This is a genomic window from Runella sp. CRIBMP (genome assembly GCF_009905605.1).
GTDB lineage: Bacteria > Bacteroidota > Bacteroidia > Cytophagales > Spirosomataceae > Runella.
Genome location: NZ_JAAAKZ010000003.1, coordinates 164,182 through 190,074 on the forward strand (window position 1 = coordinate 164,182; position 25,893 = coordinate 190,074).

Sequence of the window (25,893 nt, forward strand, 5' to 3'; positions counted from 1 at the left end):
GCGTTTGAAAAGTACGATAAAAGTGTATTAATGGAAAAAAACGGGTATGGTATGGTGGTGCTTATTTGAACAACCGAAGGGCGTTTGAGTTGATAGTTATTACAGATGTAAACTGACTTATTTTAAAATGCCGAAACTTTCGAAAGAAGATAGCTTTATTGATTTTTCTGATTATGGACGTCCTGTTGCTACTTTTCTGGCCCATCACTTGTCTCGCATAAAAATCACGGCGGTTCAGGTTACGATTGTGTTTTTGTTGGCGGGGCTTTTGTGCGCCTATTGCATCTACATCAATGAATTGGTTTGGGCGGCGGTGTTTTTGATGATAAAAAACATTCTGGATGCGGTAGATGGCGAAATCGCGCGAATCACCCAACACCCTTCCCTGATTGGCCGTTATCTGGATTCGGTGTTTGATTTTATCATCAATCTCCTCATTTTCAGTATACTGTTTCTTACGGGGGCGGCTTCCAACTCGCTGTTATTGTGGGCGTTTTTAGGAATTGAATTTCAGTGCTCTATTTACAACTATTATTACGTTATTCTGAGAAGAAGGCTGAACAACGAAGAAACCAGCCGAATCATCGAATACCGAAAACCCATCGCTTACCACTACGAAAGCCAAAAAGTCGTTAATGTTTTGCACGCCATTTTTTTGAGTTTATACCTCATTTTTGATGTGGTGGTGCTTTATTTAGACAAGCAAGCCCTCTTCGTTCGGACTTTTCCTCAATGGTTTATGAGCCTTATTTCGTTGTTGGGTTTAGGCTTTCAGCTGTTGGTTATCTGCGTGTTTCTTTGCTTGAGACTACCAGAAATGATACTGCCTTTCTTTGCGTGGTACAGCATTTTCGGATTAGTTGTAATTTTAGTCAGGAAGCTGTTAATACGATAGTTTATTTTCTGTCATCGCGCCAAATAAGCTTCTCATTCTTCCGCTTTTCAAAGAAATTAGGACATTTTCCGTCGCCCATTCCTGACAGCCCGCCATCGGGATGGCAGATGAGGTTGCATTTGTCATCATAAAGATTGCTAAATACATCACAGCAAACAGGCGGAATATAATAGACGGTTTGGTTATTGAATGTGTATTGCCAGACGCTTGACGGAGGGTTTGAGACAGATGCTTTTTCCATTTGCTCAATCTTCTCTTTGATACAAGCAGGAGTATCGGCGGGTATACTTTCTTTGGTACAGGCACCAGTGATAAGCAGGAAGAATAAAATAAGGATTGCACTTTTCATGGCCTTTGAGGATGGTTTATTACAAAGACGTTTTCGAAGGATGAAAGGTTGGAAAAATGCTTCGGCGTCGTTTTAGAGAGAGTTATAATCTAATAAACTACTCCGTTGATGGTATTTTTCCACCAACGGAGCCATAATATTTATCCCCCTATTTCCCCGAAAACGAATACGGAAAACTGCTTGCCTGCGTGCCGCGCGTTTGGTTGGGCTGCGCCGACATTTTAAAGTCCAAGGTGCCGCCCTGTTGGAGCGTGTTGTGCTCTAAGTAGTTAAGGTTGTGCGGTTTGCCGTTGAGGGTTACTTGGTCCACGTACACTTGTTGCGCGCCGTTGTTGGGGGCATTGATAGTGAGTTTTTTGCCGTTTTCAAAGGTCATGGTCATGCGTTTGAACAGTGGACTTCCGATAACGTACTGCGTGGTGCCAGGGCAAACGGGATAAAAACCCAAGGCACTGAATACATACCATGCCGAGGTTTGGCCGTTGTCTTCGTCGCCGCAATAGCCATCAGGAGTGGGTTGGTAGAGTTTGTCCATGATTTGACGAATCCAATACTGCGATTTCCACGGCTGTCCGGCGTAGTTGTACAGATACGGCATGTGCTGAATCGGCTGGTTGCCGTGGGCGTACTGACCCATGTTCATGATTTGCATTTCGCGGATTTCGTGAATTACAAATCCATAGTACGACTCATCGTATACCGGTGGTAAGACAAACACGCTATCGAGTTTTTGCGCAAAGGCCGCTTTGCCGCCCATGAGGTTGGAAAGACCGTGGATGTCGTGGAACACGGACCAAGTATAATGCCAGCTGTTTCCTTCCGTAAAGGCATCACCCCATTTGAAGGGATTAAACGGTTTCTGAAAATCGCCTGCTTTGTTTTTGCCACGCATGAGTTTGGTTTCGGGGTCAAACAGGTTGCGGTAGTTTTGGTTGCGTTTGGCAAACAGCGCAATTTCACTTTCAGGACGTTTCAGCGCTTTGGCCAATTCCCAAATACAGAAATCAGCATAAGCATATTCGAGCGTACGGGCCGCATTTTCGTTGATTTTGACGTCGTAGGGCACGTAGCCGAGTTCGTTGTAATATTCGTGACCAAAGCGCCCAACGGAGTTGACGGGCCCTGCATTTTCGGTATTTTTCAAAATGGCTTCGTATAGCGTATTGATGTCATACCCGCGAATACCTTTGATGTACGAATCAGCAATCAACGATGCGGAGTTGGAGCCAATCATACAATCGCGGTGACCTGGGCTGGCCCATTCTGGCAAAAATCCGCTCTCTTTATACGCGTTGACCAATCCTTCCATGATTTGGCTGTTGAGGGTGGGGTACATCAACGTGAAAAACGGAATGGCTGAGCGGAAGGTATCCCAAAAACCATTGTCGGTAAACATGTATCCAGGCAATACTTGTCCGTTGTAAGGACTGTAGTGAACGACTTTGTTTTGGGCGTTGTACTCATAAAACTTGCGGGGAAACAACAACGCACGATACAAGCACGAATAAAACGTGCGGAGTTGGGCGTCGGTGCCGCCTTCTACTGCCAATCTGCCCAGTTCTTGATTCCAAGCTTTTTGGCCTTTTTGCATCGTGGTGGTGAAGGTGTCATTTCCCAATTCCCGCGAAAGATTCAAGGCGGCTTGCTCGGCGCTGATAAACGAAGAGGCTACTCTGATGTGAACCACTTCCCCTTTTTTGGTTTTGAAACCAATCACGGCTCCTACGTGCTCGTCTTTTTGTTCCAGATTTCCCTTGGATAGTTTTTTGCCTGACCAAGTGGCGTTATAAGTAAAGGGTTTGTCGAAATGCAATTCAAAATAATTGCGAAAATTGAGCGGAACACCGCCGCTGTTTTGGGTACTATAACCAATTATTTTTTGTTGTTCGGGAATAATCTTGATGTATGAGCCTTTGGCAAAGGCATCAATGACCACAAACGCGCTGTCGGTTTTGGGGAACGTCAGTCGAAATTGCGCGGCGCGCTCGGTGGGTGCGATTTCAACTTGGGTGTCGTGGTCGGCTAGATAAACGCTGTAATAATGCGGCTTTACCACCTCGGCTTTGTGCGAAAACCAGCTTTGGCGTTCGTCTTCCGTAAATTTCAATTTGCCTGTCACGGGCATAATCGAAAACATCCCGTAGTCATTAATCCAGGGGCTGGGCTGGTGGGTTTGTTTAAAGCCACGGATTTTGTTGGCGGTATACATGTACATCCATCCGTCGCCATTTTTGCCCGTTTGGGGGCACCAAAAATTCATTCCCCAGGGCGTGGCGATGGCGGGATAGGTGTTGCCAGCCGAAAGTTCATGCCGAGAATCGGTCCCCATCAATGGGTTGACGTATTGGGTATAATCACTGTTGGGAGATTGAGCAAAAGCGGTTTGTACCACGAGAAAAGCCAGAAAGAATGGCCGTAGAAAAGTTTGCATGGAATATGATGGGGTTTGTTGGTGCGATTTTACAACAATATTACCGAATCACGTTCAAACTTCCCGTCAATTTATACTCCACCTCGCGCAGGTAGATGTGATAATAGTAGGTTCCGACGGGTACAAAGTCGCCGTTCCAACGGCCGTCCCACGGAGTTTCGTAGCCTTTGGTGGTAAAAATTAGGTTGCCCCAACGGTTGAAAATTTCGATGGTGCAATTGGGGAAATCCCGAATGCCTGCAATTTCCCAAGTATCGTTGGCACCGTCATTGTTAGGCGTAAAGCCGTTGGGGATCGAGAGGTCAATAACGGTAATGAGCACTTCGCCCTTTACAATACACCCTTCCGTAGTGGTCACGGTTACGGTATAGGTAGTGGTTCGGTCGGGACTTACGGTTGGGCTGGTGGCGGTTGAATTGTTGAGCCCAATGCTCGGGAACCAGGCGGCGGTTGCGTTGAGGGGTACCGTGGTTTTAATTTGAATGCTATCACCGCGTACAACTACCAGTTTTCTTGGTACTTCTAAGCGCGGAGGCGGGGCGATGTAGGCAGGTTTAGTATCTTTTCCCGAACATCCTTGGCTGTTGGTGTAGGTGTAGGTAATCGGATACGTACCTGCCGATAGGTCCTGCGTTACAAACCGATTTCCTACCACACCCTGCCCGCTAAAAGTGCCTCCTGCGGGTGAGCCTTCTAAGGTAACTGCCTGTAAAGCAGAGGTACACAATGCCTGTATGGGAGCAATAGTGACCGTAGGGGAGGGTTTTACGATAACATTGACTGAAACAGACCGGGTGGTACATTTAGTGACAGTATCAGACACGGCTACGGAATACCGGCCAGTTTGCGTTGGAGAAAACACGTTTCCGAACGAAGCAAACAAGGGGGTATCTTCCTGATACCACGCATAATCGTACGCATTATTGTGGGGAGTAATGAGTTTTATGGAATCGTTGGCGCAGAAAATAGGCGTACCGTCAATCGTCAGGGGGGCCGTTGGGGCCGAAATAAGCTTTATGATTACACTGTCTTTACTTACGCATTTGGTCGTTTTTTCGGTTACAAACACACTGTAAACACCCGGTTGTTTTACGTTGGAAAAAACCTGACCTGGATTGTCGGTAGTGACCCCGTTTTGCTGCCAGCTGATGGTAGCGTTTGAGGGTAAATCAATGCTTAGATTGGTGCTGTCGTTGGAGCACAATGGCAGCGGGCGACTAGAAGAAATCCGGACTGGGTTGGCGTTTTTTACATTGACGCGGGTGAAGTTTAAGGTGGACTCCTCCGTTCCGCAGCTTTCGGCAAAACGTTTGACAAGGCTATAGTTTCCGGGCTGATAAATGCCCAAATAAGATTGGTTGGCATTAGCGATGGGTTGGTCGTCTTTTAGCCATTGATATGCCCATTGCGGGTTTTCATCGTTGGCTTTCAGAACTACAGAATCGCCTTGACACATTTCTACCGAAGAGATATTGCCTGCAGAGGATTGGTAAGTAACTGAAGGCGATGCCGTCAAGATTTCAATAAAAACAGGGGAGGGGACTGAAGAAATACAATCCACAACGTTAAACACAAATTCGCGTCGTATTTCTCCTACTTTTACGTTTTGCCGCCATTCTTCACAACGAACCGCAAAGGCAAAAAAACCAATCTTAGAAGCATTAAGCGTTATTTTGCCCGTTTTTGAGTCAATTCTCAATGGATTAGCGCCTAGAATAGCTTTCGTACTGTCAAAACCTGCGCTCCAAACTGCCCGACTATAAGGGCCTGCTTTGGATTTATCGGGAAAAGTGCCGCCTTGGTCGGTGGAGCCAATGAGAGGCGTGACAATGCTGTAGCGTAGTTCATTTCCCGAAGAACTTGTTGCTCCAAAATCAGCTTCGAAATTTTTTCCTACACACACATATTTGACTTCGGGAGTTTTAAATTGGGGCAAACCGGCTGAAATGTTGTTGAGCGGAATTTCAGCATAAAAGGCTAAGCCTACCCTATTGGGTGTTTGAATATTGACAATTTCGCCGTTGCGGCAACATTCTTCCCACGAAAAATAATAGCCTTCTGGGTCGTTGTAGGTAGTCGTAGGAAAAGAAATGGTGGCCGTGTAGCGAGCCAACGTAATGCGAGATTCTCGGGGATTGGGAACGCAGCGAGGGTTGGAATAGGGGATTTCCTCCAGTGCAGCGCGGGTCAGCGTAAAATCTTCAATGCGGGCGTTGGTACTTTTGCGAAAAGAAGAAACAAATGCTTTGTCGTTTGTACTACCCAGTACGCCGTCGTATATCAGGGTTAAAGTAATGAGGTAGCTGGTAGAGGAGCCATTTTGTTTAGTAAGCGCAATATCTCCCCCAATAATGTGATTGGCCCATGCCACCGCATTCCACATCAACAATAGCCCGCACGTTATCCACCACTTCATGTAAGGTTCTTTTTCTTAATCCTTTACAACTATTGTTCCAAAATGAAAGAAGCCTTAAAAAACGATAGTGTCGCCTACCTGAATGCCGTATTTATCACAGTAACCGCCGTTTACTTCTACTACGTATTGTGCGTCACCAAAGGATGGGAGGCTTTCTTCGGAATAGGGTTTGGCTTTTTTCTGGATAGAAACAATTTTTTTGTTTTGGTCAACGTAGATGATATCCAACGAAATCATGGTATTTTTCATCCAAAAACTTTGCGGAGTCGGTTCTTCAAAAACAAACAGCATTCCCACCGAATCGGAAAGATAGGGCCGGAACATCAGCCCTTTTTGGCGATCGGCGTCGTTTTCGGCGATTTCAACGTCAATCTTCCGAAAGGTTTTGCCGCCTTTTAAAAACGTTACTTCACCCTCTTTTGTAATGCCGCTCGTGGGGGCTGCGGGTGCCGCTGACGAAGAAGCGGGCGCCTCAGTTTCGGCCGAAACCGAGGCGCTGCTGTTGGAAACTAGCAGGGGTCTTAAAAGATACAAAGCCCCCGCTAGCACAAAAACTGCTAATAAAATATAACTTATATATGAACGACTCTTCTCCATAAAATACCTTGATGAAATAATGCAATGAATATCGGGTTGGTTGAAATTATTCTTCGTAAGCCCAATCAATCTGGTGTTTCATGTCCCGAATTACTAAATTTTGTGCCTTAAAATAAGAACGAATTTGGTTAACTTTGTCGTATTGCTGGGCCGACTTGTATTCGCGATATAAATCTAGCATTCCGCTCAATACGGCGTTGTTTTCCGTTGTTTCTTCCTTCAGACCCAGAATTTCTTCGGTAAAGGTGATGTATTTTTCTTTCAACAGGGCAAAACCTTCTTTCCCCAACGCCGCAGGATTTAATTGGTTGAGGTAAATCATGTTGACGTATTTTAAGAGGTTAAACAACTGCGCAATCGCAACGGCGGTGTTGAGGTCGTCGTTCATGGCATCATAAAACGCCTGCACGGTTTTTTGAATGTCGGCTACTTTCTTTTCATCAATCGTAACACCAGGGGTTGAAACCTTCAAGCCTGCTTCATTGGAATAACTTTCGACCTCTGCGGGGATGTAGGTCAATGCTTTGATGGCTTTAAGGCCATTGATGATTCGCTTGTACGCTTTTTGAGAACCTTTCAGCGCATCGTTTGAGAAATCAAGCGTGCTTCGGTATTGACTCTGGAGCATAAAGAATCGAGACGTCATGGGGCTGTAGGCCTGTTCAAGCAACGGATGATTGCCAGAAAACAACTCAACGGGCAAAAATGAATTGCCTAATGATTTTGACATTTTTTGTCCGTTGACCGTCAACATATTAGAATGCATCCAATAGCGTACGGGCTCCGTTCCGTTCAATCCTGTCCCCTGCGCAATTTCGCATTCGTGGTGAGGGAATTTTAAGTCCATGCCACCGCCATGAATATCAAATTGTTTTCCTAAGTATTTGGTACTCATGCAAGTACATTCCAAGTGCCAGCCTGGAAAACCTTTGCCCCAAGGCGATTCCCACTGCATTATATGCTCGGGGGCGGCTTTCTTCCAAATGGCAAAATCCAGCGGATTTCGCTTCTCCGAAGTACCCTCTAACTCGCGAGTCTCGGTCAACAGGTCTTCCAATACCCGGCCAGAAAGTTTGCCGTAATTATTGCCGTTTGCGTTGTATTGATTGATGTCAAAATAAACCGAGCCATTGGATTCATAAGCCAGTCCCTTGTCAATCAGGTCTTTGACGGCTTCTATCTGTTCAATCAAATGTCCAGTAGCGGTGGGCTCAATGCTGGGCGTGCGAAAATTAAGTTGCTCCAGCACCTGATGAAAATCGTTGGTGTAGCGCTGCACAATTTCCATCGGCTCCAGCTTTTCTAATTTGGCCATCCGTCCAATTTTATCTTCACCTTCGTCGCCATCGCCAACAAGGTGGCCTACATCCGTGATATTGCGCACATAACGGACCTTGTAACCAATGTGTGTCAGGTAGCGAAAAAGAATATCGAAAGTCAGAAACGTACGAACATTGCCCAAGTGTACGTAATTATAAACCGTTGGCCCGCATACATATAGCCCTACGTGAGGAGGGCTAAGGGGTTGAAAAAGTTCTTTTTGGCGGGTGAGAGAATTATAGATTTTGAGTGGTTGTGTCATGATAAGAGAATACTAAATACTCGTTTATGAAATTGATTTCCTGAAACGCAGTATCAGCAACATCGAAAGAGGTCAACCCTAAAATTTTTCAAAAACATAGCAGGAGAAAATGTAATTTAAATGCAAAACTAACAATTTGTTGCGGGTTCTTTTACAATTTCGGTGCCAGAAGTTCGGTATTTAGACGGGGCCACGTAACTTTACCGCATGAAAAAACCTTTTATCGTCGGAATCACGGGCGGGAGTGCATCGGGAAAGACCTATTTTCTTAACAGCCTGATGGGCGCTTTTGGCGAAGATGAAATCTGTCTGATTTCGCAAGACCATTATTACCGTTCTCGTAATGAAGTGCCGGTCGACGAAAACGGCGTACATAATTTCGACTTACCCTCCGCTATCAACCACCGCAAGTACGCCGAGCACATCATCGACCTTCGGGAGGGCAAGACCGTTGAGCAGATGGAATATACCTTTAACAATCCTGCCATTATTCCGCAGATGCTTACCTTTAGACCTACGCCCATCATTGTGGTAGAAGGGATTTTTGTGTTTTATTTCAAAGAAATCGCGGAGCTGTTGGATTTAAAAATCTTCATTGACGCCAAAGAGCACATCAAACTCAAACGCCGCATCATCCGCGACCAAGTGGAGCGCGGCTACGATTTGACGGATGTGCTGTACCGTTGGGAAAATCACGTATTTCCAACCTACGAGCAGTTTATCAAACCCTCAAAGGCTGACGCCGACATAATTATTCCCAATAACCGACACTTTCATCGCGGTCTGGAAGTAGTAAAAGCATTTTTGAAAAGTAAAATTGAGCTTTAGCGGCTGCTCAAAAGGAGTTGGCAGGCCTTATAATTCCCAAATAGTAGGGTTATTGTGTCGACGGAGGTGCTTGCCAATCTCCATCCAAAATGCCATCACCAAGTAGACAATGATGGGGGAACCAAAGGTTAAAAAACTGGCGTAAATAAAATAAAGCCGAATACTGCTTGCCGAGATATTAAAGATTTCTCCCAAGCGAGTACAAACGCCAAAAACGTGGTTCTCAACAAAATACCGGAAACGATTCATCGCGTTTTTTATGTTTGAAAACGAAGGTAACAAATCTATTCTATAAAGTCAAGCATCTGAATAACAGATGTCTCCGAACTTGACTTGTAACAAATATTTTATAAATTTGTTTGAGCTCTGCTTAAAAACTTCATTATCATCGCAAGACAAAGTAAGTCTTGGCAAGTGCCTAATTTTGAGCGTTCAAGCCTTTTGCTCAATGATTAGTTTTGTCAATATCTTTGTAAATTCGCTGAAAATGAGGCGATTGGCGGCTGTTTGTTTAATTATTTCTTTCATTATTTTAATTATTGTAGTAAAATGCAAACAGGAACAGTAAAGTTTTTCAATGAAGCCAGAGGGTATGGTTTTATTGTGGACGATGAATCTCAAAAAGAAATTTTTGTACATGTAACGGGCTTAGGCGGGGTAGTTATCCGTGAAAAAGACCGAGTAGAGTACGAAATCGTTGATGGTAAAAAAGGCTTGAACGCTACTAAAGTGAAGAAAATTTGATTTTTCTTTACCCAAGAACGGTACGGGGAACTCTGCCAAGAGCTCCCCGTTTTTATTTCCTACAAATCCCGTTCGATGATTTCGTTGGTCTTTTTGTCTTTCAAAATTACTTTGTGACGGCCGTCGTGAGTGACTTCTTCCTTAATTAAATAATAATCGGCATCATAGTCAATCAGCGTTGAAACGGGCGTCAACCCTTCTTGACCGCGCCAAACTGGTAAATCGACAGGCTCCCAAAGTTTGGTTTTGGCCGATTTGTAGGCGGCATCTATGATGGCGTTGACCACGTAGCCATCGTAAAAGGTCTCGGCAGGCTCGGTGCCTTCCTCGACCGACCGAAACATATCGGTAAACATGTGGTTGTAGCCAAGTTCATTGACCTCATCGCCTACTGGAAAAAGCCAGCCCGTATTGCTTTCGGCTTTCTCGGCCACGTAGTCGCCGCCTTTGCCCGTCGTGAATACTTCAAAGCCAGTACGCAGAAAATTATTCATCCATATAGTGCCCTCCGTTCCCATGACTTCGTCGCGCAGGTCCATGCCGCCGCGAAACGTCCAGCTTACTTCAAATTGACCGATGGCCCCGTTTTCGTATTTGACCAACGCAATGGCGTGGTCTTCGGCCTCAATGGGTTTTACCTGCGTGGCGGCCCAGCACATTACTTCTACGGGCTTGATGTCTTTGCCGATAAAATTGCGGGCAATTTCGATGCAATGGCAGCCCAAATCAAGGATACAGCCACCGCCTGCCTGTTCTTTGTCCCAAAACCAGTTGCTGTGAGGGCCAGGGTGGGTTTCTCTTGACTTGGCCCACAGAATCCGCCCCAAGGCACCGTTATCTACCATCTGCTTGGATTTCAGGAATTTAGGAGTGTAACACAAATCTTCTAGGTAGCCGCCGAATATGCCCGCGCCTTCAATGGCCTGCATCATGCGCAGGGCTTCGGCTCCGTTTCTGCCCAAAGGTTTGGTACTGACCACCGCCTTTTTATGTTTTATGCAAAGCATGACAGCCGCTTCGTGGAGATTATTGGGGAGCGCTACGCAAACCATGGTGACGTCGGGGTGCGCGATTACTTCTTCCATGTCGGTCGACCAAAACGTACAGCCGTAATCCTCGGCAAATTTTTTGGCGCTTTCTTCGCGGCGCGCATAAATAGCCACCACGCGGTCACGGCCGCGCTGACCGTGGATAGACTCTGCATAAAAACGTCCGATAAAGCCCGAACCAAGCATGGCAATCCTTTGCATAAAATCTGATTGTTGACGGTGAAAATTATTTTTATAAAAAAAGCAGTTAAGCTAAACTTTTTAATGATGGTTTTTTGTTCGTACTTTTGCAATATAGTTGCAAATAGTCATGGCAAGAATTATTTCGATAACATTAAATGTGGGTTTAACAGGGCTTGTACACCTGTTGTGCTGCTGGGTACCGTTGGTGGTCGTTTTGTTTAACGGGGCATCTATCGGCTGGTTGGCAGAGTATCGTACTCCGTTGATTGCGTTGCAATTAGCAGCATTGGCGTGGTCTTTTTATGATTTATACTTACGCCCTTCTCATCAGGCTGGTTTGTTTGAAAAAAGAGTGTTTTGGGTTGCGGTAGGCCTTACAGTAGTGTTGAATCTGATTCCTCATCGGTATTTTCAGGCCGAGGAAGGGCAATTGGCGCAAGCGCAGTTTGAGCGGATTCGCTCAACAAGGGTTGCTCAATTTGAACTTAAAACGCCGCTAAAATCGGTAGAAAAGTTAAATAATACGCTTCAATCCGTAGAAGGCGTCGTACCTTCGCAAATCAAGCTGAATGACGAGGTGGTTTCGGTACGTTATTATGCAGGAAAAACGTCCGATGAAGCTATTTTGGCGACTCTCAGAAAGCAGGGATATCAAGTTTCAATGATTGACTAACCAACGCTACTTTTTACCATGACAAAACACGTTTATTCTTTACTTACCGTTGGCGGTATGCTTTTCGGTGTGTATTTATTTTCTGCTTGCGGTGACAAAAAAGACCCTAAAATGGAAGAAGCGGGCAAGGTCCATCTGGAAGCAATGGAAATTGAAGAATCTATTCATCAACAAATCGAAGGCATAGATTCGTTGAAGATAGTGTTAAGTGAAAAGAAAAAAACGCTGACCGATGCTGCAGCTATTGCAAGTTTAGATTCTACCGTAGCGGCGTTGGATGCGGTAGCGGGCTCATTTGCCGCTTGGGAAGAAAGCGTGGTAGAAGTGCCAGGATTGCCTCACGAGCACCACGACGGAGAAGAGCATGAGCACAAGCCAGCGCCAGATTTGACGGCGGAGCAAATGCTTGAGGTGCAAAAAGAATCAAAAACCAATATCGAGAAAATCAAAGCTGATTTAGCTAAGGCTGAGGAAATGGTTAAAAAAGTACTCTAGCGAGTTTATAAGAAAAAAATACCAATCGCCTGATTTCCGAATTAAACATTCAGGAAGGCAGGCGATTGGTATTATATGGGAAATGGACTAACGCGGTACTTCTACTTTTTGCAATAATTGAGCTACGGCGTCGTCGGGGGTGGCACCTTCCATTTCGCGCTCAGGCATCAAAATAATGCGGTGACGAAGTACGGCGGGAGCAAGTGCCTGAATGTCTTCGGGCGTCACAAAATCACGTCCTCTAATCGCGGCCAATGCTTTAGAGCTGTTCAATAATGCCACCGAAGCCCGTGGTGATGCCCCCAAAAACAACGATTTGTTGTTGCGTGTTTGCAGAATAATTTGGGCAATGTATTCCAACAACTTATCTTCTACGTGTACTAGGTGCGTTTTTGCCCGTAATTCTGTTAATTGTTGAGGCTGTAAAATAGCAGTAATTTCTCCAATGGCTTCGGCCATGCTCTTCCGTTGATGATGTCCGCGCAACACTTCTACTTCCTGTTCGGCGGTGGGGTAACCCACAACTATTTTAAACAGAAAACGGTCTAGTTGGGCTTCTGGCAAGCGGTAGGTGCCTTCGTGTTCAACGGGGTTTTGGGTTGCAATCACAATAAACGGTGTACTCATTGGGTAAGTACTGCCGTCGATGGTGGCCTGCCGTTCTTCCATCACTTCAAAGAGGGCCGATTGGGTTTTGGCGGGGGCGCGGTTGATTTCATCGACCAAAATGATGTTGGAAAAAATCGGTCCTTTCATGAACTCAAAATTGGCGAGCTTGGGGTTGAATATCGACGTTCCCAAAACATCTGACGGCATTAAATCGGGAGTAAACTGAATGCGGCTGAAATCGGTGTTGATCGTTTTTGCCAATAGCTTCGCCGTGAGTGTTTTGGCTACTCCCGGTACTCCCTCTACCAAGACGTGCCCATCGGCCAAAATGGCGGTTAGGAGTAGTTCGATGGTGTGGTGTTGGCCCACAATGATTTTGCCGATTTCCGATTTTATGGCCGAAATGGCGTCGTTAAGGTCCTGAAGGTCAATGCGTGATTCGAAATTCATGAATGAGAGGGTAGATGTTATCTGGTTTTTTGATAAAAATCTTCAATTCTTCGGTTTAAGCTCAGTAAGGCATATTCAGTAAGGCGGCCACTGCGCTCTGCGTGGGCTATTTCGCCAAATAATAAATCAATTTCTAAGCGTGCAAAGCCTGTTTTTTGGGATAAGGCTTCTTTAAATTCTTCGTCCAATTCATTGGTACGCAGCCCAAAGCGCTCCCGAATATAGAGCAATAAGTGCTGTATTTTCTTTTGAGCAATGTTGGCGTGGTCAGCCTGTTGGAAATACATTTTTCCGATGGTTTGCACAAATTCGAGGGAGGTATTTTTAGGCACTTCCATCACGGGAATGATGCGTTGGGTGCGTTTCCCCGCAAAAATGGCAAACACAAATAGCCCGAAAAGAACCATATAATAGGCCCATTTTAGCGGTGGCTGCGTCATCACAAATCGAAAAATAGACTGCTCATTTTCGCCAAATCGACCTTGTTTCAGGTATTCATCCCAGTACGTGGGTTGAACGGGTAAATACGAAAGGCTCTTAAAAGCAAAGTCTGACGTAGCAGAATCCAACGCGTAATAATTGGTCAAAGCCAAAGGCAAATTATGCAGATAAAAATGACCTTTTCCGTAACCTACCTTCAGAAAAATGGGCTCATTACGCGCATTTTGGGCCAAAACCGTTACATTTTTAGATTTTTTTACCAAAAAATAATTCCGACCGTCGTCTTGTGGAAAAACGTAACCTTTGGGTTTTCTGAAGGTTGGATTGACAAAGTTCATGACCAATGCTGTATCACGGAGCGAAGGCGCTTTGAGCGTGGCTCGCACGTCGAGGGTTTTGAGCAATGTATCCGAAAAATCGTATGCCGAAATAAAGACGTTATTCCCCTTTTTTACGTAATTGAGGAGTTGAGTGCGGTCATTTTTATCAATATCAAAATTTTGGCAGACAAAAATATAATTGCTTTTGGCAGGCAATTTGCTTTCAGTCAGGTGATTATAAATTGGCAGCCGCAACGACTCTACTGCTTGACCACCAAAGACATCGGGCAATAATTCAACCAGTGCTTTGGTGCCAAAAGGTATTTTATCCTTGTCGGAGTAAGACGGTGTCCAGTCAATCGGTTTGGGGCGGTAGTATTCAAATAGCCCATAACCGAGGATGGTCAGCGTTAAAAACCAAAAATATTTGCTTCGTAAATTTTTCAAAAGAATGTCAGTCGTTGCGTCGTCAATTTTTTAGATTCTTGCCGAGAAATTAGAAAAGGCTTCTTTTATATCTCCAAATTCGGCCTCTGATACCGTAAAATCGCCATACCAAACGTACTCAAATTGGGACGTCAGTCGCTCAAAATCAGCTTTTAAACGAAGGTTGCCTAATTCATCTACGTAAATACGGTTGGTTTTGGTGGGTTGCCAATGAATCAATTGTTTGTCAGTCAGTTGTTTAAGAGTTTTTAAATAAAACAGTCTTATGGCCAAGCGGTAATTGTGGTTCTCAACGGCTTCGTCAATGAGCTTATTAAAATCCAGTTCGTGGATATTTTCGGTAATGCGATTATAAGAGAGTGGGTCGTCTTGGGCTTTACGGCCAAAGATGCCGCCCAAAAACTCCGATTTGTAAAGAAGCCAGAGGGCGAAACCGCCGATGGCGGCTAAAATGACATATTGCCAGAAGTTTTCGTAGGAACTGCTTTGAAAAAATGCTGACAATTTGCGCATCAGCCAGTACCAAAATTTGGTCAGTGGGTTTTCGGGGGGCGGCGCGTCGTTGTGATAACGATACTCCCGGTCGTTACGCAAATCATCAAGACGCTCTGTCGAAGGCAGGCGTTGTACGATGCTTGACTGGTCAAAAGGCGCTTTTACGGTGGTGGTATCTGCCTTTTCGTTTTTTTGCGCCTGAAGGCAGATGCCAATGCTGGCAAACAGAATAGTAAGAGTGATTCTTTTTAAAACAGATGAAATCATGGCATTAAATCAAAAAGTTACTATCTGTTTTGGGCTTATTTACATTAATGAAGAAAAAATTAAAACAATAAATTGCCCTTAAAGCTACAAAAAAGCCGACGTTTTGCGTCGGCTTTACAATGAGGAAAATAAAAAAGACGGGTTATTTCTTTTTTGGAGCAAGCGTCACAATCCATTTGGCAATTTTAAGTGCCTCGTCTTTAGGGACGTTTGCAAGGGCAGCCATTGGAGGATAACCAGGCCAGTTGGCAGGTTTTGGAGCATAGATTAATTCTACGATTTGCTCGGGTTTGTATTTTTTCTTAGCCATTACTTCCTTGTAGCCTGGACCAACCAATCGCTGATCAACACGGTGACAGGCTAAACAGGTATTTTTGCTTAGTAGTGCCTCAATATCAGCGGGAATTTGGGTTTGTGCGTTTGCGATAGTCGTGCCGGCACACAAAAAGCCCGCGGCTAATAACATTTTGGTGAATCGTTTCATGCCAAGGATTGGAATTATTGTAATGAAAAGTAAGAACTTGATTTCAATGCAAAGCTATAACGTTTTCAGAAAGAAATTGTGTTAAAATGCTAAAAGTTTATTTTTACATTTCAACGGGTTTCATTTTAGGAATAAGCAGATTGATGATGAAAAGTGCCAATAAATAAGTAGAGCCAGCAATCAAAAACAAGGGTAAATAACCAAACTGAACGCGTATGGGACCCGCTATGGCGGCCAGAATGGCTCCACCCACGGCGCCCGCAAACCCGCCGATACCTGTCACCATCGCAACGGCACTTTTGGGGAATAAATCGGAGGCGAAGGTGTACACGTTGGCCGACCACCCTAGGTGCCCTGCTGCCGCAATGGCGATGAGCACTACGGCGATGTAGATATTTTGGGTTTGGGCGGCAAAGAAAATGGGAACAACACAAAGCGCACAAATCAGCATCGTTGTTTTGCGGGCGCGGTTGAGTTCCCAACCTATTTTCATGAATTGTGACGAAAGCCAGCCAAAAAACACACTACCGCCGTCTGAAATAATGTAAATAACCATAAATGGCAGGCCAATATTTTGCAAGTCAAGGGTTTGGTCAAGAGATTCGCTGGAGTTGAAAAAATCGGGTAGCCATGTCAGATAAAACCACCAGATGGGGTCGGCCATGAATTTTCCAACAATCAGCGCCCAAGTTTGACGATAACGCAACAGCCGCCACCACGTCAGGCGTCCTTCAATCACTTCTTGCTGATGGTCTTGCTGAATATACCGCAGCTCAACGGGGGAGACTTTGGGGTGTTGTTCGGGGCGTTGGTAGGTCATCCACCATGCTACTAGCACACCCAGACCCAATACCCCCGTAGTCATAAATGAAATTCGCCAGCCATAATGCAGGGTCATCCAAGGAATGACGGCGGCGGTAATGATGATGCCGACATTGGCTCCTGCGTTAAAAATTCCCGTGGCAAAGGAGCGTTCTTTTTTGGGAAACCATTCAGCAATCGACTTAATGCTTGACGGGAAGTTGCCAGCTTCACCGATTCCCAAGACAAAACGTGTTGCCACTAATCCCCGAAACGAACTCACAAAGGCATTGGCGATGCCCGCCATGCTCCAAAGCCCAATTGCTACCGCCAATCCACGTTTGGTGCCTACTCGGTCGATAAGCCACCCAATCATCATAAAACCAACGGCGTAGGCGACTTTAAAAGCGGTATCTACCCAGCCATATTGGATTTTGAACGCATTGAGGTCGGCTTGGGTGAGTGTATAGGTAAGCGGAAACCCCAGCATTTCTTTTCTGAATGTATCGTCAAGCATCGCAAATGAGAGTACATTACGATCAATGTAGTTGATGGTAGTAACCAAAAAAAGCAACAGCACTATCCGCCAGCGGAAGTTGTTGGGAAGCATTGTATCTCAGGGGTTAAAGGTCGAAACGCCGAAGCGTACTTTTTTGCAGCAAAACTTCTGCAATATACGGGGTATGTTGTAAATGTTATATGCTTATTTTTGTTGAAAAAATCCATAAATGACTGACCGTCAAAAATTCGCGTTATTAAAAGCGGCTTCCTTTTGTGCTTATCAGGAACGAACCGTGAAAGAAACCCGACAACGTTTAAACGATTGGGAGCTTTCGGAGGAAGAAACCGCGTGGGTGCTGGAGGAGCTAAAAGCCCAAAATTACCTAAATGAGGAGCGTTTTGCGCGAGCGTTTGCGGGAGGTAAGTTTCGGGTAAAGCGATGGGGACGCCTTAAAATCAGGCAGGAGATGAAGCTAAAAGGCTTATCGAATGATTTGATTCAAAAGGGTTTAAGCGAAATAGACGGCGATGATTATGAGGTGGTACTGCGAGATTTGCTGGAAAAAAAAGCGAAGGGCTTAAAAGGAGAACCTTTGGCCGTGAAGCAAAAATTGGTTCGTTTTGCCCTGAGTCGGGGTTTTGAAAGTGATATTGTGTGGGAATTGCTGAAAACCATGGGCGTGGAATGGGAGCAAGAAGAATAATCGGATGAATAATGAGCAAAAAAATCATTGAACGGATTCATAAAGAGACAGATACGGCTGATTTGTTGCACTTGCTTACGGCGTTGCCTTCTTCAGACCTCAATTCGTTGTTGATGGAAGTAATGCGCCGAAAAACCGAGCGAATGACTGCGGGCGATTTGCTCAGAAATTATGCTGACAACCGATTTGTCAAACCCTCTGATGTTGATTTCATCTCATTTTTAACTTTTGAGTTGCATCTTCTGCAAAAAGCTCAGGCTTTTGGATTTACCCCTCTCGAACTGTCTCCTGTGAGTCCGCTTGGGTCATGCGCTGCGGTAGCAACGGTCAATCAGAACAAAATTTTATCGGCTTTAAGAAGTACGGAAGTCGTAGCCGATGCCACAAACCTGCTTGCGCTGGAAGCCGTAAGCCGTCGGAAAAAAATACAATTTGAGTCAACCGATATTCAGCTTTGCACGGTGCACAGACACCTCCGCACGCCTTATATGCCACCTCCTTTTCTTCCTCATTTTAAGATTTTCTGCCTTCTAACGGCGGGGAAAGATAAAGGGAATTTACTTTTTGAAAAACGACATTTGATAGAGCATATCCGTTTTACGACTGATTACCTAAAAAGCTTTTCAGGTATTGAATCAGTAAAGGTCGTATTGAAGTCTACAAGTAAACCAAATCCTGATTTTTTACCTTTGTGTGATACCATTATGACTGAAACGAAGGATGTCGTCTTTGAGGTAGAAGAGGTAGAACAGCCTTATTATCAGGTTATTCAGTTCAAAATTTTTGTGACCATTGGCCAGAAAGAATTCGATATCGCCGATGGTGGGTTGGTAGATTGGTCGCAAAAATTAGCCAATAACCGTAAAGAACGTATGCTGACCAGCGGTATCGGAATTGAGTTATTGTTTAAACTATTAGGGTTTTAAAAAATAGTTAACCACAGAGACATCGAGTTTTCCTCTGTGTCTCTGTGGTTGATTCAATTAGGTGATTTTCTATTTCAGTAAATTTTCAACCGCAGTATGTACCTTCTCAAACTTAAATCTCGCCATTTCTGCGTTCATCAACTCCGTTATTTGGTCGTTGCAAAGGTTACCGATACTGCCTTCGTGTGTGTGATTGAGGGTGCGTGAAGCCCGATAAGTGCCTTCGTTGATTTCTTTCCCTACTTGGCGGTACGCATCGCGGAATGGTACTCCCTGCACCACCAGTTCATTGACGCGCTCCACGCTGAACAGTAAATCGTATTTTTTATCAACCAATAAATCGGGTTTTACCTCAAGGTGTTCAAGCATAAAGTGAGCGATGTCTAGACAATCTAGTATTTCGTCGAACGCGGGCATCAGCAGTTCTTTCAGCAACTGCATATCGCGGTGATAGCCCGAGGGTAAATTGCTCATAACCATCGTAATTTCGGTCGGAAGGGCTTTCATACGATTGGTCTTTGCCCGCAAAAGCTCGGCTACGTCGGGGTTTTTTTTGTGCGGCATGATGCTACTGCCCGTGGTGAGGTCGTCGGGTAAAGTGACGAAGGCAAAGTTTTGGCTGTTGTACAAACAAACATCCATTGCCATGCGTGAAAGGGTGGACGAAAGGGCGGCAATCGCCGTCAGTGCCGTTTGTTCGGTTTTCCCGCGTGACATTTGGGCGTACACGACGTTGTAATGCAACGCTTCAAAACCCAACAATTCTGTGGTCATAGTGCGGTTTAATGGAAATGAAGAACCATAGCCTGCGCCTGAGCCGAGTGGGTTTTTATTGGCAAGTTTATAGGCCGTTTGAATCATGGCCATGTCGTCGATCAAGGCTTCACCGTAGGCTCCAAACCACAAGCCAAACGACGAAGGCATCGCAATTTGTAAGTGCGTATAGCCTGGCAACAAGTCGTTTTTGTGTTGATTGGAACGTTTAATGAGTAAGTCAAACAGTTTTCGCGAAGCCAAAGCAACTTCTTCCAAACGACTTCGGGTGAACAGTTTCATATCGACCAACACTTGGTCATTGCGTGAGCGGCCGCTGTGGATTTTCTTGCCGATGTCCCCGAGTTTGCGGGTCAGCATCAGTTCTACCTGCGAGTGAACGTCTTCAACACCGTCTTCTATTTCAAATCTCCCTTGCCGAATTTCCTGATAAATATTCTTCAATTCGGCTTCCAATGCGGTCAGTTCGTCTTTTTTTAGCAAACCTACGCTTTCGAGCATTTTGGCGTGGGCGATATTGCCCAACACATCATAAGGGGCTAAATATAAATCCATTTCACGGTCGCGCCCGACGGTGAATTTCTCAATTTTTTCGGAGATAGAAGTCGTTTCTTTTTGCCAGAGTTTCATAGGAACCGCTCGGGTAATCGTGTCTTTGGAAGGTTTATTTTGTGCAAAAATGGCTACCGCATACGCCATTCCAATGCAGAATGTACAGAATGTTTTCATCTCAATTAAATGAATTTAAAGGTAATGCGGCCTTTGAGAGGACAAATTAAGGCTTTTTAGGGAAGATTTTTGCATTGGTAATCAATTCTCGATGTTCATCTAAGAACATTTTAAATGAATAGACTTCTTCCAACTGCCCTGAGAAATCGCTTTCGCCGTCGTATATTTCTTCGTAAACCTGCTCAAAATCAGTAATCAAATAGCGCATTTGACGAATGCCCCAATTGTACAGGGCGGGCAAATAAAAATGTTGGTGGTCTTGTAGAAAACGATCGGGTTCGTAGTGAGAAGTGGTTTTGATGTCAACGGCCTCTTTGCGCCCTAAAACGTCCACAAATCCGTAAATCAGCGCATCGTCGATTTGGTATTGGCAATACACTTGCGTTTTGACTATGGGCTTGGGTAGCCGTAGGCGAACAGTTTGGATAATGTTGAAATCAAACTGGTCTTCACCGATTCCTTTTAGAACGGCATCTTCAAACGATACACCGCGCATTTGGGCTTCTGTGGAAGGAATCGGCACGCGATTGATACGGTCCAACAGCTCCTGCTCGCTGAGTTTACCCTGCAAAAACCGTGAATAGGTATTGAGCAATGAAGGATAAAAACGGTACGCGATTTTGGAAGGCATTTTTAAAGGATGAAGCAAGGTTCGGTAAAAATAATCTTTTATCGTTAGTATTTATTAAGGTCAATACAGCCTTTTATGTGCCGGGTAAAGTTGTGATTGACACAGCGATTGATAAACGCTATGAGGCTTACCATTATAACCTTAACATGATATTAGTCTAATTTACAGGCCTGTTTTATTGAGTGGACTTTTTCAAAAAGCAAGTATTATCTACCTTGCATTGCCATAAAAATCAGCTACTTATGAAAACGCTATTTGTCTTAATGCTTACTATCGTTCTATTCGGTTGTAAAGACAAATCCCAAGATATAGCTATCACTCCGGACCCTGTACCTGCGGGCTTGGTAGGTACTTACTCCAAAACCTATACATTGGAAGAATACGAGGTTTTTAGATTTGTAATTCCGGAGAGGAAAATCTTTCAACAGACTGTTACTGTGGTAGTCACGCAAACCGCGACAGGCGAGTACAATCTTGCGGTTACTCTTTTCGGTATCGCCAAAAGAGATAAAGAACCTGATATACATTTTGGCCTGACTGCTGAGCTAAAACAGGTAAAGGGTTATAATATCGACGGTAGCCCTGCACTTATGTTTCGGGGGAATTTTGATAATTTGATACCAAATTCGCCGGATTTTAACGGAAATCAGATCTATTCAGAAATAAAATTGAATGATCGTTCAATTGATTTTGGTTTACAATCGAGCTATTTGGAAGATATGGGGACTTTCGTCAGCACCAGAATTCCTAAAATAAAGTAAAGAAAGTTGACTATACTCCCGCTGCTTTATTAGGTCAAAACAGCAAGTTATTAAGTGTGTCAATCATAACTTCACCTGACAAAAGAGGATTTTGCAAATACCCTAAACATTTTAGGAAACAGGTATTTTGGGCGTGGAAATAGAACGTAAAAAATTACCTCATTCCATTTCAAAAAGTGTTTCCTAATAAAACCTTGAAGCAGTGCTTAGAACACAAAAAAAGGGCGGAAATAAATCCGCCCATCCAGTATTAATTTTTAGCCCCGCCCTGCTGACCGGCTTTCGGCGGCTGACTTTGCTGCGCCTCTTGCATCGGGTTCATGCCTCCGCCGCCTCGGCGACCGCCTGCTGGGTTCTTAAACAGTTGGAAGCGCGTAGGCGCGGTAGGTTGGCGCGGGAAACTGTTGTCTTCTTCGTCAATATCGGCGATTTCGCGATACGGGTCTAAGGTCCACTGTACCACTTTTTTCTTTGACGTGATTACCTTAGAAATTTGTTGGTCGTTCAAACGCCAAATCTCGGCGGGGAAGCGCACCAATGAGTCGGTGCCGTCTTCGTATTGCATCTTCACGATTACGGGCATGGGCAGACCGCCTTTGTTTTTTACTTTTAGCGTGTAAAAATTCAACCCTGATTCCACCAACTTACGCTCGTCGGGCGTTAAGCTTGCCAGATAGGTTTCGTATTTCTTCTTGTCGTTTTCGGTGACTTTGTAGGGGTCGTAGGTATTGTAGAAATCCTTCATGTCAGGGTTCTTATCAACTACTGACTCTTTGATATAGTCTTTATCGCGCTGCCGGGCCACGGTGTTGCGTTTGGCTTCTGCTTGCTTTTTCGCTTCTGCTTTGGAGATTTCGGGGTTTTGCGTGTCCAACGCGAACCATTCTACTTCCACCAAATCTTGATTGACGGGCTCAACGCCATAAAACCACCCTTTCCAAAACCAATCTAAATCCACGCCTGAGGCATCTTCCATGGTCCGGAAGAAATCGGCAGGGGTAGGTGATTTGAACGCCCAACGGCGGCTGTATTCCTTAAAAGCATAATCAAACAGCTCGCGGCCCATGACGGTTTCGCGTAAGATATTCAACGCAGTAGCCGGTTTGGCATACGCACTTGCGCCGGCATTGATGAGGTTGTCGGACATGGTCATGATGGGCACCAGATTCTTGGGGTCCTGCTTCATGTAATCGACGATGGCCTGCGGCTCACCACGGCGCGTAGGATAATCTTTGTCCCATTCTTTTTCGGTCAGGTATTGCACAAACGTGTTCAGCCCTTCGTCCATCCACATCCATTGGCGCTCGTCGTTGTTGACAATCATCGGAAAGAAGTTGTGGCCTACTTCGTGGATAATTACGCCAATCATGCCGTATTTGGTCGCTTCTGAATAGGTTCCGTCGGCTTCTGGGCGGCCGCCGTTGAACGAAATCATTGGGTATTCCATACCGCCCACGGGGCCGTGGCAAGAAATGGCGACGGGGTAGGGGTAATCTACCGAAAATTTCGAATAGGTTTTGATGGTATGAGCAATGACTTCGGTTGAATATTTGCCCCAAAGTGGATTTCCTTCTTTGGGATAAAACGACATGCAAAGCACTTTTTTGCCCGCGACTTCCTGCATTTTGCCGTCCCAGATGTATTTACGGGAAGTGGCAAAGGCCACATCGCGTACATTATCGGCTTTGAAAATCCAGGTTTTTTTGCCGCTTGGCTTGCCTTTTTCGGCTTTTTCGCGCTCTTCCTGCGAGGCGATTACGACCACTTTATCGGACGATTTGGCTTGTTCAAATTTTTTCAATTGGTTAGGTGTCAACACTTGGGCGGCGTTTTGAAGCTCGCCAGTAGCGCCCAATACATGGTCGTCGGGTACGGTGATGGCCAATTTGAAATTTCCAAACGATAGCGCAAATTCTCCCTGACTGTAATACTGTTTATTTTGCCAGCCCGTTACGTCATCATACACACACAAACGGGGATAGAACTGGGCAATTTCGTAGACGTTGTTGCCATCTTTGAAGGCTTCAAAGCCCGTACGACGACCACCTTTAGAAAACTCCACAATCCGGTAATTCCAATCTATCGCAAATGCATACGACTGCTTAGACTGCACGGGTTGCGGCAGGTCAATGCGCATCATGGTTTGGTTGATGGTGTATTTGAGGGGCTTACCAGTTTTGGCATCTCGTACCGACGTAATGTTGTAGCCATAATCTGCATTTGAATAGTTCATGTCGGAAATGGTCGCCAAACTCGCCATGCTGGTTTGGCTGCCCAAATCGCCCGTGCGGGAGACGGGGCCGGGAGAATTTTTGGCAAAAAGATTTTGGTCTAATTGAATCCATACATACGGCAGCGCGTCGGGCGATTGGTTGAAGTACGTGATGGTTTCGGTGCCAATAATTTTGTTGTTGGCCTCGTCCAATTCTACTTTGATGTCATAATCAGCGCGTTGTTGCCAATAGTCTTTTCCAGGCGCACCAGAGGCAGTGCGATAAGTGTTGGGCGTGGGTAGTCCAGTTCCGAGTTGTTCAAACCGGTCGTTGGCGTGGTAGTTTTGAGGGGTGGGAGCCTGAGCTTTGGCTGCGTATAGACCTTGAAGTAGGATGCAGACAATCATCGGCAATGAGTTGATGAAGGATAATTTTCGCATGGGTTAAAAATTTGGTTATTCAAAGATACAGGAAAACCCATTTTAAGCCGAAAGAATGCTACCAAAAGAACGGATTTTGAGATGAATTCCCGATAGTTAAACAACCGAAAAACGAATTTGGATAATTTTATACGTACAGAAGTCTATTCGGGATTAATAGCCTCATCATCAGAAAAATATATTCCAAAAAATGTTTTGAAGAATTATTAGAATATTTAGAAATAATCCTTTGTTTTGTATTATTAAAAGAATAAATAGTAATATGGGAAAGGTAATTACTATTAAGAAGGGTTATACCATTAAGATGGATGGAGTGGCCCCAAAAACCATTACTCACCTTGCACTTTCGGATGTAGTAGCCCTTAAACCCCACGATTTCCCATCTGTTGTTCCGAGATTATCGGTCGAAGTGGGCCAAGAGGTGGTCGCGGGTCAATGGCTTTTCCACGATAAAAACAATCCCAAAATCCGGCTGCCTTCGCCCGTAAGCGGTGAGGTAATTGAAATCGTTCGCGGCGACAAGCGACGAATTCTCGAAGTTCGGATTATTCCCGATAAAATTACCAAATACGCATATTTTCCCGAAATCAATCTGCCTAATGCAGACCGCGATGCAGTGATTGAGTATTTGCTCGAAAGCGGCTGCTGGAGTTATATTCGTCAACGCCCTTATTCACTGATTGCCAATCCCGACGATATTCCCAAAGCTATCTTTGTCTCTTGCTTTGACACTTCTCCTTTAGCACCTGATTTGGGTTTTATTATCGAACAAGAACGGGCACATTTTCAAACAGGACTGGAAGTTCTGGACAAACTGGCCAATGGCCACCTTCACATATCTCTACACACGGAAGTGGGAGAGCGCCTCTCAGAGAGCGACTTCCGGGGAATTGCCAACCATAAATTTCATCATTTCAGCGGGCCGCATCCAGCTGGTAATGTGGGTATTCAAATCCACCATATTGACCCTATCCAAAAAGGAGAAGTAGTTTGGTACGTGCATCCCCAAGATGTGATTATTATTGGCAGGTTGTTTACAGAATATAGGTATCGGGCCGAGCGCATTGTAGCCCTGGCGGGTAGCTGTGTAAAACAACCTCAGTATTTTAAGGTCATTACGGGCCAAAAAATAAAAAGTATTACGGGGAATAAACTGGATTCTACCAACTTCCGACTGATTCAGGGTACTATTCTGACGGGGAAAAAGACTGCTGAAGATGATTTTCTTTCGTTTTACGAAAACCAGTTGACCGCGATTCCTGAAGGCGACCAACCCGAGTTTTTGGGGTGGCTACTGCCAGGATTTCATAAATTGAGCCTTTCGCGTACTTTCTTCTCGTGGTTGACTCCCAATCGCTCCTACAATCTCAATACGAACAATAACGGTGAAGAGCGGGCATTTGTCATGACTGGCCAATACGACAAAGTGCTACCAATGAATATTTACCCCGTGCATTTACTGAAAGCTATTTTGGCCAAAGACCTTGAGCGCATGGAAGAGTTGGGCATTTATGAGGTTTCCGAAGAAGATTTTGCCCTGTGTGAGTTTGTTTGCACTTCCAAAATTGACGTACAGCGCATTATTGCCGATGGCCTGGCGTATGTTCGTCAGGAAGGCTAATGGGTAGTTAAGAATTGTTGAACCTTTCCTCAACCCT

Annotated in this window: 24 protein-coding genes; 9 read left to right on the forward strand and 15 right to left on the reverse strand. The window is 44.9% G+C overall.

The features are described from left to right. Positions 1-127: 127 nt before the first annotated feature. On the forward strand, positions 128-895 hold the full coding sequence (locus GVN20_RS10660; protein WP_166558313.1) for a CDP-alcohol phosphatidyltransferase family protein: 768 nt from the start codon (positions 128-130) through the stop codon (positions 893-895). A gap of 1 nt (position 896) precedes the next feature. Here GVN20_RS10660 and GVN20_RS10665 read toward each other — a convergent pair whose 3' ends face one another. From GVN20_RS10665 to cysS, 5 genes are all read right to left on the reverse strand, one after another. Next, on the reverse strand, positions 897-1,244 hold the full coding sequence (locus GVN20_RS10665) for a DUF6970 domain-containing protein (RefSeq protein WP_166558314.1): 348 nt from the start codon (positions 1,242-1,244) through the stop codon (positions 897-899). A 148-nt stretch (positions 1,245-1,392) separates the two neighbouring features. Further along, positions 1,393-3,675, reverse strand: coding sequence for a GH92 family glycosyl hydrolase (locus GVN20_RS10670; protein WP_166558315.1), 2,283 nt, complete (start codon positions 3,673-3,675; stop codon positions 1,393-1,395). Between the two features lie 40 nt (positions 3,676-3,715). Next, the gene (locus tag GVN20_RS10675; RefSeq protein ID WP_166558316.1) at positions 3,716-6,091 is read right to left on the reverse strand and encodes a gliding motility-associated C-terminal domain-containing protein; all 2,376 of its coding nucleotides are present in this window, start codon (positions 6,089-6,091) and stop codon (positions 3,716-3,718) included. 54 nt (positions 6,092-6,145) lie between these two features. After that, a complete protein-coding gene (locus GVN20_RS10680; protein ID WP_166558317.1) occupies positions 6,146-6,688 on the reverse strand; it encodes a DUF192 domain-containing protein in 543 nt (180 codons plus the stop codon). A 46-nt stretch (positions 6,689-6,734) separates the two neighbouring features. Continuing rightward, positions 6,735-8,270 (reverse strand): cysteine--tRNA ligase, encoded by a 1,536-nt coding sequence (gene cysS / locus GVN20_RS10685; RefSeq protein WP_166558318.1) that lies wholly within the window; start codon positions 8,268-8,270, stop codon positions 6,735-6,737. Between the two features lie 207 nt (positions 8,271-8,477). Here cysS and udk point away from each other — a divergent pair, with 207 nt between their 5' ends. Continuing rightward, positions 8,478-9,098: a uridine kinase gene (gene udk, locus GVN20_RS10690; RefSeq protein ID WP_166558319.1), complete on the forward strand. Its 621-nt coding sequence runs from the start codon at positions 8,478-8,480 to the stop codon at positions 9,096-9,098. A 27-nt stretch (positions 9,099-9,125) separates the two neighbouring features. Here udk and GVN20_RS10695 read toward each other — a convergent pair whose 3' ends face one another. Continuing rightward, positions 9,126-9,347: a PspC domain-containing protein gene (locus tag GVN20_RS10695; RefSeq protein WP_166558320.1), complete on the reverse strand. Its 222-nt coding sequence runs from the start codon at positions 9,345-9,347 to the stop codon at positions 9,126-9,128. 300 nt (positions 9,348-9,647) lie between these two features. On the opposite strand from GVN20_RS10695, the gene GVN20_RS10700 reads away from it, so the two are divergent. Continuing rightward, the gene (locus tag GVN20_RS10700) at positions 9,648-9,842 is read left to right on the forward strand and encodes a cold-shock protein (protein ID WP_013927601.1); all 195 of its coding nucleotides are present in this window, start codon (positions 9,648-9,650) and stop codon (positions 9,840-9,842) included. 59 nt (positions 9,843-9,901) lie between these two features. Here the strand turns inward: GVN20_RS10700 and GVN20_RS10705 are convergent, their stop codons facing one another. Beyond that, the gene (locus GVN20_RS10705; protein WP_166558321.1) at positions 9,902-11,092 is read right to left on the reverse strand and encodes a Gfo/Idh/MocA family protein; all 1,191 of its coding nucleotides are present in this window, start codon (positions 11,090-11,092) and stop codon (positions 9,902-9,904) included. Between the two features lie 109 nt (positions 11,093-11,201). On the opposite strand from GVN20_RS10705, the gene GVN20_RS10710 reads away from it, so the two are divergent. Then, positions 11,202-11,747 carry a heavy-metal-associated domain-containing protein gene (locus tag GVN20_RS10710; RefSeq protein WP_166558322.1) on the forward strand — a complete coding sequence of 182 codons (546 nt, stop codon included), beginning with the start codon at positions 11,202-11,204 and terminating at the stop codon, positions 11,745-11,747. A gap of 18 nt (positions 11,748-11,765) precedes the next feature. After that, positions 11,766-12,242, forward strand: coding sequence for a hypothetical protein (locus tag GVN20_RS10715; RefSeq protein WP_166558323.1), 477 nt, complete (start codon positions 11,766-11,768; stop codon positions 12,240-12,242). An 87-nt stretch (positions 12,243-12,329) separates the two neighbouring features. Here GVN20_RS10715 and GVN20_RS10720 read toward each other — a convergent pair whose 3' ends face one another. The 5 genes from GVN20_RS10720 to GVN20_RS10740 form a co-directional block, all read right to left on the reverse strand. After that, positions 12,330-13,301, reverse strand: a complete 972-nt coding sequence (locus GVN20_RS10720) for a MoxR family ATPase (protein ID WP_114462845.1) — start codon at positions 13,299-13,301, stop codon at positions 12,330-12,332. Positions 13,302-13,318: 17 nt separating this feature from the next. Next, the gene (locus GVN20_RS10725) at positions 13,319-14,509 is read right to left on the reverse strand and encodes a DUF4350 domain-containing protein (protein WP_166558324.1); all 1,191 of its coding nucleotides are present in this window, start codon (positions 14,507-14,509) and stop codon (positions 13,319-13,321) included. Between the two features lie 30 nt (positions 14,510-14,539). Further along, on the reverse strand, positions 14,540-15,271 hold the full coding sequence (locus tag GVN20_RS10730; RefSeq protein ID WP_166558325.1) for a DUF4129 domain-containing protein: 732 nt from the start codon (positions 15,269-15,271) through the stop codon (positions 14,540-14,542). A 142-nt stretch (positions 15,272-15,413) separates the two neighbouring features. Beyond that, positions 15,414-15,755: a c-type cytochrome gene (locus GVN20_RS10735; RefSeq protein WP_166558326.1), complete on the reverse strand. Its 342-nt coding sequence runs from the start codon at positions 15,753-15,755 to the stop codon at positions 15,414-15,416. 103 nt (positions 15,756-15,858) lie between these two features. After that, the gene (locus tag GVN20_RS10740; RefSeq protein ID WP_166558327.1) at positions 15,859-17,166 is read right to left on the reverse strand and encodes an MFS transporter; all 1,308 of its coding nucleotides are present in this window, start codon (positions 17,164-17,166) and stop codon (positions 15,859-15,861) included. A gap of 118 nt (positions 17,167-17,284) precedes the next feature. On the opposite strand from GVN20_RS10740, the gene GVN20_RS10745 reads away from it, so the two are divergent. Together GVN20_RS10745 and GVN20_RS10750 are read left to right on the forward strand one after the other, a co-directional pair. Further along, complete coding sequence (locus GVN20_RS10745) at positions 17,285-17,761, forward strand: regulatory protein RecX (protein WP_166558328.1); 477 nt, start codon at positions 17,285-17,287, stop codon at positions 17,759-17,761. Between the two features lie 11 nt (positions 17,762-17,772). Beyond that, the gene (locus GVN20_RS10750) at positions 17,773-18,687 is read left to right on the forward strand and encodes a hypothetical protein (RefSeq protein ID WP_166558329.1); all 915 of its coding nucleotides are present in this window, start codon (positions 17,773-17,775) and stop codon (positions 18,685-18,687) included. A gap of 69 nt (positions 18,688-18,756) precedes the next feature. Here the strand turns inward: GVN20_RS10750 and argH are convergent, their stop codons facing one another. Both argH and GVN20_RS10760 read right to left on the reverse strand, forming a co-directional pair. Next, a complete protein-coding gene (gene argH / locus GVN20_RS10755; protein ID WP_166558802.1) occupies positions 18,757-20,091 on the reverse strand; it encodes an argininosuccinate lyase in 1,335 nt (444 codons plus the stop codon). 145 nt (positions 20,092-20,236) lie between these two features. Continuing rightward, positions 20,237-20,821 carry a hypothetical protein gene (locus GVN20_RS10760; protein WP_166558330.1) on the reverse strand — a complete coding sequence of 195 codons (585 nt, stop codon included), beginning with the start codon at positions 20,819-20,821 and terminating at the stop codon, positions 20,237-20,239. A 242-nt stretch (positions 20,822-21,063) separates the two neighbouring features. Between GVN20_RS10760 and GVN20_RS10765 the strand changes: the two genes are divergently transcribed. Next, on the forward strand, positions 21,064-21,582 hold the full coding sequence (locus tag GVN20_RS10765; RefSeq protein ID WP_166558331.1) for a hypothetical protein: 519 nt from the start codon (positions 21,064-21,066) through the stop codon (positions 21,580-21,582). Between the two features lie 250 nt (positions 21,583-21,832). Here GVN20_RS10765 and GVN20_RS10770 read toward each other — a convergent pair whose 3' ends face one another. After that, the gene (locus GVN20_RS10770; RefSeq protein ID WP_166558332.1) at positions 21,833-24,235 is read right to left on the reverse strand and encodes a M1 family metallopeptidase; all 2,403 of its coding nucleotides are present in this window, start codon (positions 24,233-24,235) and stop codon (positions 21,833-21,835) included. A gap of 262 nt (positions 24,236-24,497) precedes the next feature. On the opposite strand from GVN20_RS10770, the gene GVN20_RS10775 reads away from it, so the two are divergent. Further along, positions 24,498-25,856, forward strand: coding sequence for a Na(+)-translocating NADH-quinone reductase subunit A (locus GVN20_RS10775; RefSeq protein WP_166558333.1), 1,359 nt, complete (start codon positions 24,498-24,500; stop codon positions 25,854-25,856). Positions 25,857-25,893: the final 37 nt, after the last annotated feature.